The organism is Catenuloplanes japonicus, from assembly GCF_000717135.1.
Lineage (GTDB): Bacteria > Actinomycetota > Actinomycetes > Mycobacteriales > Micromonosporaceae > Catenuloplanes > Catenuloplanes japonicus.
Genome location: NZ_JNXY01000004.1, coordinates 20,437 through 37,806 on the forward strand (window position 1 = coordinate 20,437; position 17,370 = coordinate 37,806).

Here is a 17,370-nt window from a genome sequence, read left to right on the forward strand (position 1 = left end):
ACAATTCAACGGTGCGGACCGGTTCCCGCACATCTGCGCCAGAGCAGATCTCTGCGCCTCGCGTGTACGACCAGGGTCGTACCCGCGTCGTCAGGAAGCGGGCCTGACCAGCCCTATCTCGTAGGCGAACACCACGGCCTGCACCCGGTCCCGCAACTCCAGCTTGGCCAGGATCCGCCCGAAATGCACCTTCACCGTGCCCTCGGCCACGTGCAGCCGCGCCGCGATCTCCGTGTTCGACAGCCCGCCCGCGACCAGCTCCAGCACCTCACGCTCCCGCTCGGTCAGCGCGGCCAGCCGGTCGTCCGCACGCCCCGGCAGGGTCAGCTGCCCGGCGAAGCGGTCCAGCAGCGCCCGGGTCACCCGCGGCGCCACCACCGAGTCACCGCCCGCGACCACGCGGATCGCGGCCAGCAGATCCTCCGGCGGCGCGTTCTTCAGCAGGAACCCGCTGGCGCCGGCCTGCAGCGCGGCGAACGCGTCCTCGTCCGTGTCGAACGTGGTCAGCGCCAGCACGCGCGGTCCCCCGCCGGCCGCGCAGATGCGCCGGGTCGCCTCGATGCCGTCCATCACCGGCATCCGGATGTCCATCACCACCACGTCCGCCGCGGTCGTGGCGAGCGCGGCCAGCGCCTCCGCGCCGGTGCCGGCCTCGCCGACCACCTCCATGTCGTCCTGTGCGGACAGCACCATCGCGAACCCGGCCCGGACCAGCGCCTGATCGTCGACGAGCAGCACCCGGATGCTCACCCGGCCTCCTTCATCGGAATCACCGCGTGGATCCGCCATCCGGACCCGGCCTGCGGGCCCGCGCTGAGCTCGCCGCCGTGCACCGCGATCCGCTCGCGCATGCCGACCAGCCCGTTCCCGCCGGTCCGCACGCCGGTGGCCGGCCGTCCGGCGCCGTCGTCACCGATCTCCAGCACCGCTTGCCCGCCACCGACCCGCAGCGACACCTCGGCCTTGGCGCCCTGACCCGCGTGCCGCAACACGTTCGTCAGGCTCTCCTGCACGATGCGGTAGACGGTCAGCTCGTCCGCCGCGGACAGCGCGCCCGTCTCGCCGTCAACCCGAAGATCAACACCGACGCCGGCGGTACGCGCCCGCGCGACCAGCGTCTCCAGCTCCTCCAGACCACGCCGGCGCCGGTCCGGCTCCGAGGCCGACGCGCTGCCGCGCAGCACCGCCACGATCCGGTGCATGTCCTCCAGCGCGTCCCGCCCGGTCCCGGCCACGGTCCGCATCGCCTCGCGCGCGCCGTCCGGGTCCTTCGTCACCACATAGCTGGCGCCGTCCGCCTGCGCGATCATCACGGCCAGGCTGTGCGCCACCACGTCGTGCAGCTCGCGGGCGATGAACGCGCGCTCGTCCGCCGCGGCCAGCAGCGCCAGATGATCACGCTCCCGCTCGGCCGTGACCGCGCGCTCCCGGTTGAACCGCATCACGTAGGCGCCCAGCCACAGCGACGCGCACGCGGCCCAGATCGCCAGCAGCTCGCCGATGTAGGGGTAGCTGAACGCGTTCCCGTCGGCGTAGGAGCCGATGTCGTCCACGGTCACTGTCACCAGCCCGGCCGAGACCACCCCGGCCGCGGCGTAGGCCTGCCAGAACGACCGCGTGTGCGTCACCACCGACACCATCGCGATCAGCACGGCCACGTCGTAGATGGCCGGGACGTCCGCGCCCACGAACAGCTGCGCGACGGCCAGCAGGGTCACCACGACGAAGACCGGGAACGGCGCGTGCCTGCGGGCGATCAGCGTCACCGCCATGCCGAAGCCGATCAGCGGGTTCCACACCGACTCGGTCAGATACATCGTCGCGATCGTGGCGACCGCGGTAGCGATCACCAGGTCCCACAGGACCAGCAGCCACGACACCGGCACCCACCGGTTCAGCACAGACATGAGGCCATCATCGTGCCAGACCCCCAGCCCGGTGATCAGGGCGTCCCCCATGCTGCTCCAACAACATGGGGGACGCCCTGAGGCGCGGCGGGCGCCTCGTCAGGGTGCGGCGAGCGCCTCGGTGGGTGGCAGGCGGGCGGCGCGGACCGCCGGATACAGCCCGGCGATGCCGCCGATCAGCACGGTGACCGCGAGCCCGGCCGCCTGCGCCCAGCCCGGCACGGCCGGTGGCCAGCCGCGCGACCACGCGTACCCCCAGGTCACCACCGCGCCGGTGAGGATCCCGGCCGTGCCGCCCAGCGCGGACAGCAGCAGCGACTCCGCGAGGAACTGGGTGCGGATCTGCGCACGGGTGGCGCCGAGCGCGCGGCGCAGCCCGACCTCGGCGCGGCGTTCCAGCACGGACACGATCATCGTGTTCGCCACGCCGACGCCGCCGACCAGCAGCGCGACCGCACCGAGCCCGAGCAGCAGCCCGGTCAGCGCACGGTCGGTCACCTCCTGGGCCAGCAGCGCGTCGGACGGGCGCTCCACCAGCACCTCGTTCGGATGGGCCGGCGAGACCGTGCGGGCCAGCAGCGCGCGCACGTCCGCGACCCGGTCCGGGTCGGTGCGGACGTAGACCGTGCCGATGCCGCCGTCGAAGCCCAGCAGCGACCGCGCGGCCTCCCAGCCGACCAGGACCGCGGTGTCCAGCTCCGGCGCGAGCGGAGCCGGCGCGAGCACGCCGACCACGACGAACCACTGGTTCCCGAGCCACAGCCGTACGTCCGCGGACGCCCGGTGCACGCCGAGCAGCCGGGCCGCCTCCGCGCCGAGCACCAGCGCCGGGCCCTGCCGCGTCACCTCGTTGAGCCAGGCGCCGTCCGCCGGCCTGGCACCGACCGGCCCGAGCAGGTCCGGGCGCACGGCCAGCACGCCGATCCCGTTCGTCTCCCCCGCCGGGATCAGGTCCGAGCGGTAGACGCCCAGGTCCAGCCGCCCGGTCGCGGACGCGCCGGTGACGCCGTCCAGGCGCCCGGCCATCTCGACCGCCTCGTCCGGCAGCCGGGCCGCCTCCCCGGTGAACGTCCGGCCCGGCGCGGCCGTGAGCAGGTTCGTGCCGATCGCGGCCAGCTCCCGCTCCACGCCCGCGCGGCTGGACGCGGAGATGCCGACCACCGCCACCATCGCGGCCACGCCGATCGCGATGCCGGCCGCGGCCAGGACCGCGCGCAACGGCCGGGTGACCAGGCCGGCCGCGCCCACCCGGGCCACGTCCGCCGGCGGCATCCGGGCCGGCCTCACGCGGCCACCCGCCCGTCGCGCATCGCGATCGTCCGGGGCAGGCCGGCGGCCAGCTCCCGGTCGTGCGTGATGATCACGACGGTGGTGCCGTCGTCGTGCAGCGCCCGCAGCAGCCGCATCACCTCCGCGCCGGACGCGGTGTCCAGGTTCCCGGTCGGCTCGTCCGCCAGCAGCAGCGACGGCCGGCCCGCGACCGCACGGGCGATCGCCACCCGCTGCCGCTCGCCGCCGGACAGCTCGTGCGGCCGGTGCGTCAGCCGATGCCCGAGACCGACGCCGTCCAGCGCCTCGGCCGCCCGCGCCCGCCGCTCCCGCCTCGCCACGCCCGTGTAGAGCAGGCCGTCCGCCACGTTGTCCCGCACGGTCACGCCGGGCGCGAGGTGGAACTGCTGGAACACGAACCCGATCCGCTGGGCGCGCAGCGCGGACAACCCGCGGTCGGACAGCGCGGACACCTCGTGGCCGGCCACGCGCACACTGCCGCTGGTGGGCCGGTCCAACGTGCCGGCCAGGTGCAGCATCGTCGACTTGCCGGACCCGGACGGGCCGACGATCGCGACCAGCTCGCCGGGCTCGACGCGGACCGTGACACCGGCCAGCGCGGTCACCGCGCCGTAGGACTTGACCACGTCACGCAGCTCGATCATGACGGCACGCTCACCCGCATGCCCGCGGTCAGCCCGGCCGCACGGACCTCGACCTTGCCGTCCGTGAACAGCCCGACCTCGACCGGCAGCAGCGTGACCGTGGCGCCGTCGACGACCTCCACGCCGTACCGGTCGCCGTCCAGCGCCAGCAGCGCCACCACCGGCACGGCCAGCACGTCCGGCCGCTCCCGGACGACCAGCCGCACGTCGGCCGGGTCGCCGTCCGGCAGCGACTGGTCCGCGATCTTCACGGTCACGGTCGCGTCCTTGCCCGCCTCGGTGGGCTTGGCCACGGCGGCCACGGTGCCGGGGATCTCCCGGCCGTCCGCCAGCACCACCGTGGCCGGGCCGTCGACCGGGGCCAGCCGCAGGTGCTTCGGATCCATCGCGACGACCACGCGGCGTTCCGTGCTGGTCGCCTCGTACAGCGGCTCCGTGCCGGCCTGCTCGCCGACCCGAACCCGGTGCTCGCCCACGCGTACCTCCGCGGTGGTGAAGATGACGTGGCCGAGCGGGACCGTGCCGGTCTGCGCCACCCCCAGGCGCTTCTGCCAGGCGCGCACCGCGTCCGCGGTGGAGTACCGGTAGACGCCGTCCGCGGTGAAGCCGGTGTGGCCGAGCGCGGCCAGCGTGCGCTCCAACTGGATGACGTCCGGGCCGCTGAGACCCGGTGACATCTCCCGGAACGCGGGCGTGGCACCGGTCATCAGGATCACCGGCACGTTGTCGACGCGGTAGGCCTCGTCGCCGGCCTTCAGGATCGTGCCCACGCGCGGCAGCGACGTCACCGTGCCGGTCAGCCGGCCGAGGAGCGCAGGCGCCTCGGCGTACCGTATCCGGCCCTTGAAGGTCTGCCCTTCGACCAGCGTGGTGCTCTGGACCTCGGCCGTCGCGCGCGGCGCCTCCGGGACCTCCTCGCGGGGCCGCCCGGTGCGGACCAGGCGCGCCACGCCCGCACCGGCGCCGACGAGCACGCCGGTCGCCAGGATCCATCGACGGGTGCGGCTCATCTGCCCGGGGCCGCGGGGATCGCACCGGCCGGCACGCCGCACGCCTCGGTGGCCGTGGTGTACCGCTCCATCGTCTCCTCGTAGCCGGGGTCCTCCGGCTCGGGCAGCGGGAAGTCGCCGGGGCGGCCGTCCGCACCCGGGTCCGGGTAGTCGCCGATGCCGTTCTCGCGCATGCAGGCGGCGAACGTCAGCGCGGACGCACGCTCCTCCGCGGACAGCGGCTCCGGCTCACCGCCGTTCGGCAGCAGCGGCGCGCACTTCTCCGCGGCCGCGGCGAACGCCGGATCGTCCGGGGACGCCGGTTGTGCCGCCGCCACGCCACCGCCGTCGGCCGGCTTCGGATCCTCGAAGCCGGGCACGCCGTTGTCCCGCATGCACTGCGCGAACGCCAGCCGGCGGTCATGGTCGCTCTCGGTCTTCTGCCCTGTTTCCTCGGTGCCACAACCACTCAGGGCAAGGGCCAGCAGCAGTACGAGTACTCGCTTCTTCATGACCGCCACCGTGCCGGTCGGCCCGTGGCGTCCCCGTGTCCCGCCGCCACACACGAATGCCACATCGCCCGTGCACAATCGGTCCTCATGCGGGTGCTGGTGGTGGAGGACGACGCGACGTTGGCGGAGATCATCGCGGAGGGGCTGCGCGAGCACGACCTGGTCGTCGACGTGACCCGCGACGGTGCCGAGGCGCTGGAACGCGCCGCCCAGATCGCCCCGGACGTCATCGTGCTCGACCGCGACCTGCCCGTCCTGCACGGCGACGACGTGTGCCGCGCGCTGGTCCGCACCGGCTCGACCGCGCGGGTGCTGATGCTCACCGCGGACGGCGCGGTCGAGAGCCGCGTCGAGGGCCTGGCCCTCGGCGCGGACGACTACCTGCCGAAACCGTTCGCGTTCATCGAGCTGGTCGCGCGCGTCACCGCGCTCGGACGACGCGGCGAGGTGCGGCAACCGACCGTGCTGCGCCGGGCCGGGATCACCGTGGACGTCGGCCGGCACGAGGTACGCCGCGGCGACCGTTCCGTCCAGCTGACCCGCAAGGAGTTCGGCGTGCTGACCGCGCTGCTGCGGGCCGACGGCGAGCTGATCAGCGCGGAACGCCTGCTCGACACCGTCTGGGACGAGCACGCCGACCCGTTCACCGGCGCGGTCCGCACCACGCTGAAGACGCTGCGGCAGAAGCTCGGCGAACCCGACCCGATCGTGACCGTCATCGGCCGCGGCTACCGGCTGCCGTGACCGTGCGCGCCTACCGGCTCTCCATCCGCACCCGGCTGACGCTCGCCTACGCGGCCGTCTCCGCGATCACCGGCGGCGTCCTGCTCACCGTGGTCTACCTGCTGGCCCGCCGCTCACTGTTCTCCGCCGACGCCGATGTGATGGCCACGGTCGGTTCCCTCGCCGTGGCCCCGGACGCACCGCTCCCGGCCGTCGTCCCCGGCGTGGCGGGGCAGCCCGCCGACGGGGACTGGGCGCCGCACGTCTACCAGGCCATCGGCCAGGCCCGCTCCGACTCCCTGCACGCGATCCTGCTGCAGTCCGGCATCGTGTTCGCGATCACGGCCGTACTCGCGCTGCTGCTCTGCTGGCTCGTCGCCAGCCACGCCCTGCGCCCGCTCCGTGCCATCACCGAGCTCGCCGACCGCCTCTCGCACGAGACGCTGTCGGAACGCATCACCGCCACCGGCCCGCGCGACGAGCTGTCCACGCTGGCCGACACGTTCAACACCATGCTCGACCGGCTCGGGGCCGCCTTCCAGGCGCAGAAGCTCTTCGCGGCCAACGCCTCGCACGAGCTGCGCACGCCCCTGACCATCATCCAGGCCGCCGCCGAACGCGCGCTCTCCCGCCCGCACCGCACCGAGGCCGAGTACCGCGCCACGCTGGACACCGTCGTCACCGCCGCCCACCGCAGCGAACGGCTCCTCGCCAGCCTGCTCACGCTCGCCCGCCTGCACCGGCCGCCGGCGCCCGGCGCTCTCGACCTGGCCGAGATCGCCGCCGAATGTGCCCGCACGGTCCCGGCCCCGATGCTCCGCACGGATCTCGCGCCGGCCGTGACCACGGCCGACCCCGTGCTCGCCGGCCTGCTGATCCGCAACCTGCTGGAGAACGCGGTCCGCCACAACGTCCCGGGCGGCACGGTCTGGGTCACCACCCGTGCCGAGGCCGGCGCCGCCGTCCTCGAGGTCGCGAACACCGGCCCGCACGTCCCCGCCGACAGCGTCCCCACCCTCCACCAGCCGTTCCGCCGCGGCGCCGCACGCACCACCGACGGTTCCGGCCTCGGCCTCGCCATCGTCGACGCCATCACCACCGCCCACAACGGCTCCTGGACCGCCACCCCTCGCCCGGACGGCGGCCTCCTCATCACCCTCCGCCTGCCGACCTGACTCGTTCCTCGCCGCTGCGCGGGCACGATGCGGAGCACGGTGACGGCCGGGTCTCACGACGTCGCGTGACAGCGTGGACAAGCGGGTATCGCCGTCGTCGCCCGGCCGTGCGGGTCGTCCGAGATGTCGTCGGCGAGGGAACTCAGCCCCGATACGTCTCGAGCGCGATCCGCGTGAACGACCGCACCAGCGGCGTCACCCGCGCCGCCGACCACGCCACCACCAGCGGGCTCGGCGGCATGTCGCTCAGCTCCGACCACACCAGACCGTCCGGCAGGACGTGCGTCATCGGTGCGATGCCGACCATCCCGTTCCACAGCACGGCCTGCACGCACTCGCTGACCGTCCGGACCACCGGGCCGGCGGGACGCCCGCCGACCGGCACCGTGCCGTTCCAGTAGGTGCGCCAGATCGGGTCGACGCCGTCGGGCAGCTGGAACCACGCGCGCCCGGCCAGGTCCGCGAGCCGCAGCGGTCCGCGGCCCGCGAGCGGGTCCCCGACGCGCAGCACCACGCCGACCGGGTCCTCGCGCAGCACGCGTGTGCCGAGGCCGCGGGTGTCGAACGGCAGGCGGGTCAGCGCCACGTCGGCCACGCCGCTGCGCAGGCCCGCGGTCGGATCGGTGAAGTCGGCCTCGCGGAAGCGGATGGGGATGCCGGGGTGGCGGAGGCGGAAGGCTTCGGCGAGGCGGGTGGTGGCGTCGCCGTCGTCGCCGAGCGCGCCGATGGTGAGCGTGACGTCGGCGGCCTCGGCGACGCGGGCGCGCAGCAGGTCGGCGGCGGCGAGCAGCGCGACGGCCTCGGTGTGGAGGGTGCGGCCGGCGGGGGTGAGGTCGACACCGGCGGGTGAGCGGTGCAGCAATGGCACGCCCAGGTCCGCCTCGAGCTGTTTGATCGCGCGGCTGAGTGGCGGCTGGGTCATGTGCAGCCGGGTCGCGGCCCGGCCGAAGTGCCGCTCCTCGGCGACGGCCACGAAATAGCGCAGCACACGAAGGTCCATCACCGGCGACGATACCCGGCCGGTATGGCGCGGTCGGGATCGGTCTTGGACGCGCGCGCACCCGCTCGGCCAGGCTCGGAGGTGCACACCTTCAAGGAGAAAAATCATGACATGGTACGACAGAGCGCCGATGCCGTCCGCCCGCGCCGAGGTGGGCGCCGCCACCCTCGACGGCCGCCTCTACATCATCGGGGGCACCGAGCAACGCCCCGGCGCCGAGCCCGTCTGGGCCACCACCACCGTGATCGCCTTCTCACCCCGTACCGGCGAATGGTCTGACATCGCTCCTCTGCCCGCACCCCTCACCCACGTCGGCGTGGCCGCGAGCGACACCCGCCTCTACGCGGTCGGCGGCTTCACCGCGCCGGTGCACATGCACCCCCAGGCGGTCGTCTTCGAGTACGACCCGCGCGCGAACGCGTGGACCCCGCTCCCGGACATGCCGCATCGCCTCGGCTCCCCCGCCACCGCCGTCGTCGACGGCAAGCTGCACGTCTTCGGCGGACGGGATTCCCGCCGCACCGTGCCGCTGCCGGGCCTGCCGTTCGAGATGGGGTTCGGCACCGTCCGTACCCACCTGATATTTGATCTTGAAAAGCGCACCTGGTCGGCAACCGAGCCGATCCCCGGCGAGTCCCGCGACCACATCGCAGCCGTCACCGACGGTAACCGCGTGCACCTCATCGGCGGCCGCATCGACGACATCGACCAGAACCTGACCCGCCACGACGTCTACGACCCGCGCACGGACACCTGGACCACGGCCGCACCGCTGCCCGCCCCGCGATCCGCCGGCGCCGCGGTCGCGCTCGGTGACGGCCGACTCCTCTACGCCGGCGGCGAGTGCTCGTCCGACGGCGGCACGTTCGCCGACGCCACGATCTACGACCCGCAGGCGGACCGATGGACCGCGATCGCGCCGCTGCCGCACGGCGGACGGCACGGGTTCGGCGCGGCCCGGGTCGACGGGCGCGTGTTCCTGGCCGGCGGCGCTCCCACCTGCGGCGGTGGCGCCACGACGGACCTGCTGGAGCTGCGGCTCTGACGTGTGCGAGGACATCTTGTCGGTACGGTCAAGTTGCGCTAGCTTCTTGACCATGCAGTCAAGTACCGCCGAACCGACGATCGACGAGACCGATGACCAGGTCTCCGACACACCGGTGCCGGCCCCCTCGCCGCTGATCTTCCTGGAGCCGGTGGACGACGCCGGCGTCTGCACCACGGACGGATGGTGCGCATGAGCGAGCTTGCGAGCGAATCATCAACTCGGCGCCTGAACTCAGGCCGACGGGGGAGCGAAGCGGAGGAGGTGGCATGAGCACCAGTGTCTTCGGTCGTGCCGCCGAGCCGATCGTGATCGACGTCTGGAGCGACGTCGTCTGCCCGTTCTGCTACCTCGGTCACGCCGTGCTCGAGGAGTCCGTGGCGCAGTTCCCGTACGGCGTCGAGATCCGCTACCACAGCTTCCAGCTCAACCCGGGCATGAAGGTGGGGCAGTCGATCCGCGCGGACGACTACCTCGCCGCGCAGGTGCACCTGCCCAAGGAGCAGATCGAGGCGTCGCACGCGCACCTGACCGAGCGGGGCGCCCGTTCCGGTCTGGACTATCGTTTTGACAATGTCCTCATGGTCAACACGCTGGACGCGCACCGGATGATCCATCTGGCGAAGGCGCACGGCCAGGAGTCCGCCATGGTCAAGCGGCTGTTCCGGGCCGAGTTCACCGAGACGCTCAACCTGGCCGACCACGCGGTCCTCGCCGATCTCGCGGCCGAGCTGGGGCTGGACCGGGCCGAGGCGGTCACGGTCCTGGAGACCGGCGGGTACGAGAAGGACATCCGCGCCGACATCGCCCAGGCCCGTCAGCTGGGCATCAGCGGTGTGCCGTTCTTCGTCTTCGACAACCGGCGGGCCGTGTCCGGCGCGCAGCCGATCGAGACGTTCCGCCGCGCGCTGGACCTGATCCGGCAGGACCGGGCCGCCCAGCCCGCATGACCGAGGAACAGCGACTGCGCGCGGACGCCCGGCGGAACACCGAGGGCATCCGCCGCGCGGCGCTGGACGTGTTCCGCACCGGCGGCCTGACCACCCCGCTCGACGAGGTGGCCAGGGCCGCCGGGGTCAGCAAGGGCACGATCTACCATCGGTTCGGCAGCCGCCGCGGCCTGATCGACGCCGTGGTGGACGACCTGGTCGCGGCGCGCCTCGCCGAGATCATCGAGGCGGTGGACGCGCTCGACGGCCCGCTGCCGCGCTTCGAGCAGTACCTGCTGCGCACCTGGCTCCTGCAGTTCGACGAGCCGGCCGCGAACGACGTGCTGATGCGCGTGCTGCCCGAGTCCGAGCCGATGACCACGCTGTTCGACCGGTCGTGCGCGTTCGGCCGGCAGTTGCTGCGGGACGCGCAGGCGGCCGGCGTCATCCGCGACGACGTGACCGCCGACGACCTGATCCATTTGATCCTCGACCGCGGCGTGATCGTCCGCGCCTGCGACCGCCAGACCCGCGAGGATTACCACCGCCGGCTGGACTTCTTGTTACGCGGGCTCCGGTCGGTCTAGTCCTGTCCGTGAACCTGTGCACGCCGTAACCCAGGAATCCCAGGCCGACCAGGCCGCTGATGACGGTCGTGACGGTCTCCTCCGTCCGGATCTGGTCGTAGGTGCGCAGCTCGGTGCCGTTGCCCCGGGTGTGCCTGAAGCATTCGTCGCCGGGCTGGATCGGCGCCTCGACGCAGTAGGTCCGCGGATCCAGGAACTCCGACGCGCTCAGCGCCAGGAACAGCAGCCCGAGCAGCACCGCGACGAAGCGGTTGCTGATGATGCGCAGCAGCCATTCCCCCATGTTTCCGGCCCCGTCTCCTCAGGAAGGTGGCCGTCACGGTAGCGGACGTGATCTACACGGCCGCCTTCATCCGCGCGTTCGAGAACACCGGGGGCGCGTCCCGTGGCCCGTCCACCGCCACGTGGATCATCGCGCCCGCCAGCACGTCCACACCGACCGACAGCGGCCCGAGCCGCGACCTCGTCCCGGCCCGCTGCACCAGTCCCGGCCGGAAGCAGTACACCGCCAGCCCGTCCTGCCGCGCCTCCAGCTCACGCAACGCCTTCTCCGCGCGCCCCTTCACCGCCGACGCCGCCCCGAGGATCCGCGGCGTACCGTCCGGGCTCGACCCCCACGCGCTCACATAGCAGAACCGGAACGGCCGCCCCGCCACCGCCTCCGCGAACCGCACCGGATAGTCCACCGTCAGCCGCTCGTGCAGCGCTGCGTCCCCGCCGGGCGCGAACCTGCTGCCCATCGCCCAGATCGCCGCGTCATGCCCCGCGAAATCCCGGTCGTACCGGCCGAAGTCCTCCACCACGACCACGTCGACCTTGCCCGCGGTCACCTCGGTCAGCGGCCGCCGCACCAGGCAGGTGACGCCGGTGACGTCCGGCCGCGCGACCAGCTGCCGCAGCACCTCCGACCCGATGAACCCGCTCGCCCCGGTCAGCACCACCCGCACGGCCACTCCTCTCATCGGTCCCCCGGAAGAGCCAATGCACAAGCTCCCGGGGGTACGACGAAAGCCTGCTTCTCGTGAATCAGCCGATGCGGGCGACGCCGCCGAAGAGGTAGACCTCCGGCTCGGCGGAGTCCGGTGCGGGACGCCACCGGGAGCAGGTGACGACGCCGGGCTCGAGCAGGTCCAGACCGTCGAAGAAGCCTTCGAGCTCGACCCGGGTCCGCGCGCGGATCGGCGTACCCCCGCGCTCTGTGGTTTCCCTCATCGCCCGCAGCATGGGTTCGCCGTGGATCTCGGCGGTGGAGTGGGTGAGCACGAGGTAGCTGCCGGCCGGCATGGCCTGCACCAGCCGCGCGACGGACCCGTACGCCACGTCGTCGTCCATGATGTGGTTGACCACGCCGAGCAGCATGAGCCCGATCGGCTGCGAGAAGTCGAGCGTCTGACGCGCGGACTCCAGGATCGTCTCCGGGTCGCGCAGGTCCGCCTCGACGTACCCGCAGGCGCCCTCCGGCGTGCTGGTCAGCAGCGCCCGCGCATGCGCCATGACCAGCGGGTCATTGTCCACGTAGAGCACCCGGCAGGCCGGGTCGAGCGACTGCGCCACCTCGTGCGTGTTGTCCGCCGACGGGAGCCCGGTGCCGACATCGAGGAACTGGCGGATGCCCGCGTCGTTGACGAGGAAGCTGACCGCGCGCTTGAGAAACGCACGCTCGGACTTCGCCCCGATCGGAATGTCCGGAATGTGGGCGATCACCACATCTCCGGCGGCCCGGTCGGCCTCGAAGTTGTCCTTGCCGCCCAGCCAGTAGTTCCAGATCCGCGCCGAGTGCGGAACCGTACTGTCCATTTTGGACTCCAGGAGAAAGTCCTCGTCCTCGGTCATCCTCGCATTCTTCCCCACCAGAGCCCCACCGGCGCAAGTGGGGCACGGTCAGGTCTTCGCGCCGGTAGCTACAACGCCGGCCGTGGCCGCTCTCTCGGCGCGCCGCGCTCCCACCAGTCGTGCGGCGGCCGCTCGCTGATCACCATTGCCGCCAGCTCCACCTGACCGTCGTTGCAGAACTTCCACAGCTCCTTCGCCGCTCGCGAATACTGGAACAGAGCGCGGTCGACGTCAAAGGCATCGATCTCATCGGCCCGATACCTATCGACAGCCTCGCCAACGCGGTCGACCAGCGCGACCAGCTCGGCCTCGTGATACGCCGCCACCATCTCACGCGCTGCTCGTCGCTCCGACTTCTCCGACACGGCTGCAAGGGCCCTCTCCGGTGGAATCATGCTGGAGGCCCATTCTGCCCCGGTAGTCTCGCCGCGTGGAGCTGAAGGTGATCGAGGGCCTGCTGACCGAGGTGCAGGTCGAAGCGGGTGCGGAACGGCGCGCGTTCGGGGAGTTCGTCGGGCCGCACGGTGAGCTCGCCTCGTATGCGTTCGGCTGGACGACGGGGTCCGAGCGCCACGTCGCCCGGCTCACCGTCGGGATCGGGGCCGGGAACCCGGACGGCGCAAGCTTCCACGCGATCGTCTTCGACAACGGCGGCAGCTACGCCTGCCAGCTCGCCGACGAGCCGTTCGCGCGCGTTCCGGAAGGCGGCCCCGACCTCACCGCGAACGAGGCCCGCGCGCATGAGGATCTGCCGTTCGTCTGGTGGGTGGTGGACCGCGTCATGGAACGCGACCGGCGCGCGCAGTGGATGAAGCACTGGCTGCTGAGCACGACCAGCATCCAGACCGGCGAGGTCTTCGCGCAAACCGAGCCGATTCTGTACGTCAGCCACGACGCCGACGACGGCCTCTGGCAACTGATCGGCGCGAGCGACGCCGACCCCGCCACCGGCAAGCTCGCCCACCTGCACCACGCCGTCGGGCACGACCCCACGCTGCTCGACGTACTCGACCTCGCCCCCGGCGAGAACGCCTCCCGGACCACACCGGACGCCCCCTGGACGCGCACGCCTTCCCGGTAGCAGCCTCCGCGTCTCAGGCGCACTTGCGCGGTGGCAGTAGGCTCCCCACGTTTTTGTCTGTCACGGGGAGGAAGATCCAAATGCGATGGAAGATGTCGGCGAGCGTCCTGGTGGCGCTGGCCTTTCTGATTCCGGCGGCACCGGCGATGGCTCAGGCGGCACAGCCGGGGCTTGACGCGGGCTGCCAGACGGTCGAGCGCAAGGTGTACTCGGACGTCCGCAAGCTCATCACCATTGACCTGGACACCGCCACCGATTCGGAGGTACGGGTCCTGGCCAACCAGATCCTGGCCGTGGCGAACGCGGAGTCGCTGCCGGTGCTGCCCGACGCGATCCAGAATCGGCTGGGCGGTACCGAGGAGGATCTGCGCGAGTTCGTCAAGAATGACGTGGTGAACGCCTGGTCGCTGGCGCTGCGGGTCACGGTGACCCGGACGCTGACGGACGCCGGCCCCAACGTGGAGGCGGCCGCGCAGAAGGTGCTCGCCGGCGGAAGTTCCGACGTCTACCTGGCCTACCTGAACGAGGGCCTGTACGCCGCGCGTGAGCTCGACTGCGCGGCCCAGCCCTCGCCGACGCCGACGCCGGACGTGACGCCCAGCTTCCCGGTGTCCCCGACCCCGGTCACCTCCGCCAGCGCGGTTCCCGGTGGCGAGGGCGGCGGCGAGCTCCCCAAGACCGGCGTCGACATCACCACCGTCGCCGCCATCGGCGGTGTGCTCGTGGTCCTCGGCGGCCTCGGCTTCCTGTTCGGACGCCGCCGCCGTTCCCGCTTCGTGGCGTAACCGCCCGGTCCCGCCCAGCACAGCTGGGCGGGACCACCGCAGAGTTGTCGTAGCCGGCGTCTAGGCTGCCGGCGTGAGCATCAACGGCAACTGGCTGCGTGTCACGCCGGCCGAATGGGAACGGGTCAGCGAGGATCTGGGCTGGGGACTTGAGCTGGCCCGAGCCGCACGTGACGCCCGGTCCGAGCGTTGGAGCGGGACGGCCCAGGCCTGGCACGCGGTTGACTTCCTGCTGGACCGGCTGGGGTTCGAGATCCCGCTGGTGCTGGGCGCGGAGAGCTTCGTCGCGCTGCCGGATGTCGACCCGGACAGTCCCGAGATACTCGACTTCATGGAGAACCTCGAACACCACTGGGGGTACGGCCCGCCCGCCTACCTGACGCCGGAACAGGTGGCCGCCGCGGCCGCGCAGCTGGACACGTTCACCGACGAGGATCTCGTCCACGGTGTCGACCCGGCGGAGCTGGCCCAGGCCGACATCTACCCCGGCAGCTGGGAACAACCCGGCAAACTGGCGTGGGTGACCCACTTCCTGCCCGACGCCCGCACCTTCTTCGCCATGGCCGCCAAGGAGGGCGACGCCGTGATCTGCTGGCTCGACTGAGCCAGCGGCTGGCCGTCGACCTCTGCGACCTCGAATGGGGCACCACCCGCCAGGACGCCACGGCGCGGGCCCGGATCGGCGACGACTGGGCCATCATCACCAGATTCAGCCAACCAACGCCGGACCGTTTCGACCGCGACCTCACCACCTTCGTTCGCGGCGAGGACGGCACCTACCGCCGCGAGGACGAGCACCACCGCAACATCCTCATCGACACCTCACCGATACCCGCACTCCTGCGCGAACGCGGAGTAACCGCCACAATCGGCAGCTCCTTCAACGACGCCACCCATCCACTCCCCGTCGGCCTGCGCAGCGTCATCGGCCACAAGCCCTGACCAGTCCCTCGCCGAAGCAACCGGACACGATCATCTCGGCCGAGCCGCTCGCCCCTCCCCCTTCGCCACCATTCCTGCTGTTCAAGCCCCGCCGCAACCGAGCTACTGCACCATGGCGACATGGTCAAATTCATGGTCGGCGGCGAGATGCTCGAACCATTCACCTACCGCCGCGTCTCCGAGAACGGACGACGAGGACACGCAAGCCTCGTTGTCTGCACCAACGGCGACAACTGGTGGCAGCGATCGGACGAGGAGAGGGAACAACCCGCACTCAGCAAACACGTCAAGTACATCTTCAAGAAAGAGCCACCAGGCACCTCGGTAGACAAGGAACCGCCACCCTACTGAGCTCTCTGGCACAAACGTCACACCTGATCGGCAGCTGAGGAACTGGGTCCAGCGCAGCTGAAAGGTGTTGGATCCTGCCCTGGAGCCGGTCCGCACGCCCCCGTTCAGACGTGCGGACCCAACAACGCGACCTCAGGAATCAAGCTTGGCCTCGGCCTTGCCGCAGGCCTCCTCGGCCGCATCCAACGCACGCCCCAGCTTGTCGTCGTTGTCCTCACGGAGCGCCGTGAAGATGTCCTGTGTCCCCCGCATGCACGGCACCAGCGCGTCGCGCTCCTCCGTCGTCTCGGCGAGGGTGTCCTTGGTGGTGTCGAGGGTGGTGGTGAGGTCGGTGGCGCGTTTCTCCGCGTCGGCGATGGTCGCGTCGCGCTGGGTGACGATCTCGCGCTGTTCCTGCAGTTCGGTCCGGGTGTCGCCGAGTTCTCCGCGCTCGTTGAGGTAGAGGCCGAAGCCGATGCCGGCGAGCGTGAACAGCACGGCGCACAGCACGGCGAGGATCATGCCGTTCCGCCCGAGCGGCGCCGAGGGGGCGGCGGGCGGCGGGGCAGCCGGCGGATAGGGGCCCGTGAAGGGGACGGTCGGGGGGCCGGACGTGGGCGTCGTCGCGGGCGGCACCGAGGTGGGGGCCGGGACGGCGTGCGGGTAGACCGGCGCGGGATTCTCCGGCGGGCGGTACTGGGCGCCCTCCGGTCCGTACGACGGGTATGACACGGATCCTCCATTCACAATATCGGTCAGCAGACGTGGAAGGCCTTGCACGCGGCCTGGATCGGCACGGCCAGTCCGATTCCCTCGGCGTCGCGCGCCTTCGCGTCGGCGATGCCGACGACTTCCTTGCCGGTGTTGATGACCGGTCCGCCCGAGTTACCGGGGTTGACCGACGCGTCGAACTGGATCATGGTGCCGGGGCCGTCGTCCCGGTCGCGGACCGCGCTGACCACGCCGGAGGTGATGCTCTGGGCGAGGCCGAGCGGCGCGCCGACGACCAGCACGTTCTCCCCGGAGGCGGGTGGTTCGGCGGCGGTGCTCAGGCCGGTGAACGCGGTGCCGACCACCAGGAGCGCGATGTCCAGCGCCTCGTCGACCTTGGTGATGGTGGCGGTGTAGCGCTTGCCGTCGCGTTCCAGCTTGACGGTCTTGTCCTCGGTGTTCCAGACCGACTCGATCACGTGGTACGCGGTGAGGACGTTGCTCTTGCCGTCCTCCGGGGCCGCGCCGACCGCGAACGCGCTGCCGGTGAAGTCGCCCGCGATCACCTTGAACACGCTGGGCAGCACCGCGGTGGCGACCGCCTCCGGGTCGAAGATCTGGGCGCTGCGCTCCTCGAGCGCGGTGAGCCGGCCGTCCACGCTGTCCAGACGCTGGTCGGTGCCGTCCGCGGTCTGCACGGCACCGCGCTGCGCCCGGGTCAGGTCGTCGCGCAGCCGGCTGATCTGCACCGTCTGCAGGATGACGACCACGACCAGGGTGAGCAGGGTGATCGTGGCGATCACGGCGCTCACCCGGCGCCACGCGCGCGGCCGGTGCGGCGGCGCGACCGGGTACACCATGCCTCCCCCTTCGGTGGTGTCACTCGT

At 71.9% G+C, this 17,370-nt stretch carries 23 protein-coding genes; 11 read left to right on the forward strand and 12 right to left on the reverse strand.

The annotated features are described in order from the left end of the window. Positions 1–90: 90 nt before the first annotated feature. The 6 genes from OP04_RS06740 to OP04_RS49250 form a co-directional block, all read right to left on the reverse strand. On the reverse strand, positions 91–789 hold the full coding sequence (locus tag OP04_RS06740; RefSeq protein ID WP_408606707.1) for a response regulator: 699 nt from the start codon (positions 787–789) through the stop codon (positions 91–93). Next, positions 747–1,907: a sensor histidine kinase gene (locus OP04_RS06745; protein ID WP_063746570.1), complete on the reverse strand. Its 1,161-nt coding sequence runs from the start codon at positions 1,905–1,907 to the stop codon at positions 747–749. Before OP04_RS06745 ends, OP04_RS06740 begins: the two co-directional genes overlap by 43 nt. 99 nt (positions 1,908–2,006) lie before the next feature. After that, positions 2,007–3,179 carry an ABC transporter permease gene (locus tag OP04_RS06750; protein WP_033339032.1) on the reverse strand — a complete coding sequence of 391 codons (1,173 nt, stop codon included), beginning with the start codon at positions 3,177–3,179 and terminating at the stop codon, positions 2,007–2,009. An 11-nt stretch (positions 3,180–3,190) separates the two neighbouring features. Continuing rightward, positions 3,191–3,841, reverse strand: a complete 651-nt coding sequence (locus OP04_RS06755; protein WP_033338682.1) for an ABC transporter ATP-binding protein — start codon at positions 3,839–3,841, stop codon at positions 3,191–3,193. Continuing rightward, positions 3,838–4,851, reverse strand: a complete 1,014-nt coding sequence (locus OP04_RS06760) for a peptidoglycan-binding protein (RefSeq protein WP_157239393.1) — start codon at positions 4,849–4,851, stop codon at positions 3,838–3,840. The genes OP04_RS06755 and OP04_RS06760 overlap by 4 nt, the downstream gene beginning before the upstream one ends. After that, positions 4,848–5,342 (reverse strand): hypothetical protein, encoded by a 495-nt coding sequence (locus tag OP04_RS49250; protein WP_157239395.1) that lies wholly within the window; start codon positions 5,340–5,342, stop codon positions 4,848–4,850. Before OP04_RS49250 ends, OP04_RS06760 begins: the two co-directional genes overlap by 4 nt. 87 nt (positions 5,343–5,429) lie before the next feature. Here OP04_RS49250 and OP04_RS06770 point away from each other — a divergent pair, with 87 nt between their 5' ends. Both OP04_RS06770 and OP04_RS06775 read left to right on the forward strand, forming a co-directional pair. Further along, positions 5,430–6,086, forward strand: a complete 657-nt coding sequence (locus OP04_RS06770; protein ID WP_033338683.1) for a response regulator transcription factor — start codon at positions 5,430–5,432, stop codon at positions 6,084–6,086. Continuing rightward, the gene (locus tag OP04_RS06775; protein WP_033338684.1) at positions 6,083–7,240 is read left to right on the forward strand and encodes a sensor histidine kinase; all 1,158 of its coding nucleotides are present in this window, start codon (positions 6,083–6,085) and stop codon (positions 7,238–7,240) included. The genes OP04_RS06770 and OP04_RS06775 overlap by 4 nt, the downstream gene beginning before the upstream one ends. A gap of 142 nt (positions 7,241–7,382) precedes the next feature. On the opposite strand, the gene OP04_RS06780 is transcribed toward OP04_RS06775, so the two are convergent. Continuing rightward, positions 7,383–8,240 (reverse strand): LysR family transcriptional regulator, encoded by an 858-nt coding sequence (locus tag OP04_RS06780; RefSeq protein ID WP_033338685.1) that lies wholly within the window; start codon positions 8,238–8,240, stop codon positions 7,383–7,385. Between the two features lie 106 nt (positions 8,241–8,346). On the opposite strand from OP04_RS06780, the gene OP04_RS48375 reads away from it, so the two are divergent. From OP04_RS48375 to OP04_RS06795, 4 genes are all read left to right on the forward strand, one after another. After that, entirely contained in the window at positions 8,347–9,285 is a 939-nt protein-coding gene (locus OP04_RS48375) for a Kelch repeat-containing protein (RefSeq protein WP_198153752.1), read from the forward strand. A gap of 52 nt (positions 9,286–9,337) precedes the next feature. Continuing rightward, positions 9,338–9,481: a hypothetical protein gene (locus OP04_RS53035; protein WP_157239397.1), complete on the forward strand. Its 144-nt coding sequence runs from the start codon at positions 9,338–9,340 to the stop codon at positions 9,479–9,481. Positions 9,482–9,554: 73 nt separating this feature from the next. Continuing rightward, complete coding sequence (locus OP04_RS06790; protein ID WP_051797213.1) at positions 9,555–10,235, forward strand: DsbA family oxidoreductase; 681 nt, start codon at positions 9,555–9,557, stop codon at positions 10,233–10,235. After that, complete coding sequence (locus tag OP04_RS06795) at positions 10,232–10,801, forward strand: TetR/AcrR family transcriptional regulator (protein WP_033338686.1); 570 nt, start codon at positions 10,232–10,234, stop codon at positions 10,799–10,801. Before OP04_RS06790 ends, OP04_RS06795 begins: the two co-directional genes overlap by 4 nt. Positions 10,802–11,136: 335 nt before the next feature. Here OP04_RS06795 and OP04_RS49255 read toward each other — a convergent pair whose 3' ends face one another. From OP04_RS49255 to OP04_RS06810, 3 genes are all read right to left on the reverse strand, one after another. Then, positions 11,137–11,748 carry an NAD(P)H-binding protein gene (locus OP04_RS49255; RefSeq protein ID WP_198153753.1) on the reverse strand — a complete coding sequence of 204 codons (612 nt, stop codon included), beginning with the start codon at positions 11,746–11,748 and terminating at the stop codon, positions 11,137–11,139. Positions 11,749–11,827: 79 nt separating this feature from the next. After that, a complete protein-coding gene (locus OP04_RS06805) occupies positions 11,828–12,634 on the reverse strand; it encodes an SAM-dependent methyltransferase (protein ID WP_033338687.1) in 807 nt (268 codons plus the stop codon). Between the two features lie 68 nt (positions 12,635–12,702). After that, on the reverse strand, positions 12,703–12,963 hold the full coding sequence (locus OP04_RS06810) for a hypothetical protein (protein ID WP_198153754.1): 261 nt from the start codon (positions 12,961–12,963) through the stop codon (positions 12,703–12,705). 101 nt (positions 12,964–13,064) lie between these two features. On the opposite strand from OP04_RS06810, the gene OP04_RS06815 reads away from it, so the two are divergent. From OP04_RS06815 to OP04_RS53045, 5 genes are all read left to right on the forward strand, one after another. Then, a complete protein-coding gene (locus OP04_RS06815; RefSeq protein ID WP_033338689.1) occupies positions 13,065–13,715 on the forward strand; it encodes a hypothetical protein in 651 nt (216 codons plus the stop codon). Between the two features lie 80 nt (positions 13,716–13,795). Further along, on the forward strand, positions 13,796–14,500 hold the full coding sequence (locus OP04_RS06820) for an ALF repeat-containing protein (protein ID WP_033338690.1): 705 nt from the start codon (positions 13,796–13,798) through the stop codon (positions 14,498–14,500). Between the two features lie 73 nt (positions 14,501–14,573). Further along, the gene (locus tag OP04_RS06825) at positions 14,574–15,104 is read left to right on the forward strand and encodes a DUF1877 family protein (RefSeq protein ID WP_033338691.1); all 531 of its coding nucleotides are present in this window, start codon (positions 14,574–14,576) and stop codon (positions 15,102–15,104) included. Beyond that, the gene (locus tag OP04_RS53040; protein WP_157239399.1) at positions 15,017–15,442 is read left to right on the forward strand and encodes a hypothetical protein; all 426 of its coding nucleotides are present in this window, start codon (positions 15,017–15,019) and stop codon (positions 15,440–15,442) included. The genes OP04_RS06825 and OP04_RS53040 overlap by 88 nt, the downstream gene beginning before the upstream one ends. Positions 15,443–15,562: 120 nt before the next feature. Continuing rightward, on the forward strand, positions 15,563–15,793 hold the full coding sequence (locus tag OP04_RS53045; protein ID WP_157239401.1) for a hypothetical protein: 231 nt from the start codon (positions 15,563–15,565) through the stop codon (positions 15,791–15,793). A 132-nt stretch (positions 15,794–15,925) separates the two neighbouring features. Here OP04_RS53045 and OP04_RS49260 read toward each other — a convergent pair whose 3' ends face one another. Beyond that, a complete protein-coding gene (locus OP04_RS49260) occupies positions 15,926–16,504 on the reverse strand; it encodes a hypothetical protein (protein ID WP_051797216.1) in 579 nt (192 codons plus the stop codon). Positions 16,505–16,527: 23 nt separating this feature from the next. Next, the gene (locus tag OP04_RS06835) at positions 16,528–17,343 is read right to left on the reverse strand and encodes a S1C family serine protease (RefSeq protein ID WP_085066282.1); all 816 of its coding nucleotides are present in this window, start codon (positions 17,341–17,343) and stop codon (positions 16,528–16,530) included. Positions 17,344–17,370 lie beyond the last annotated feature (27 nt).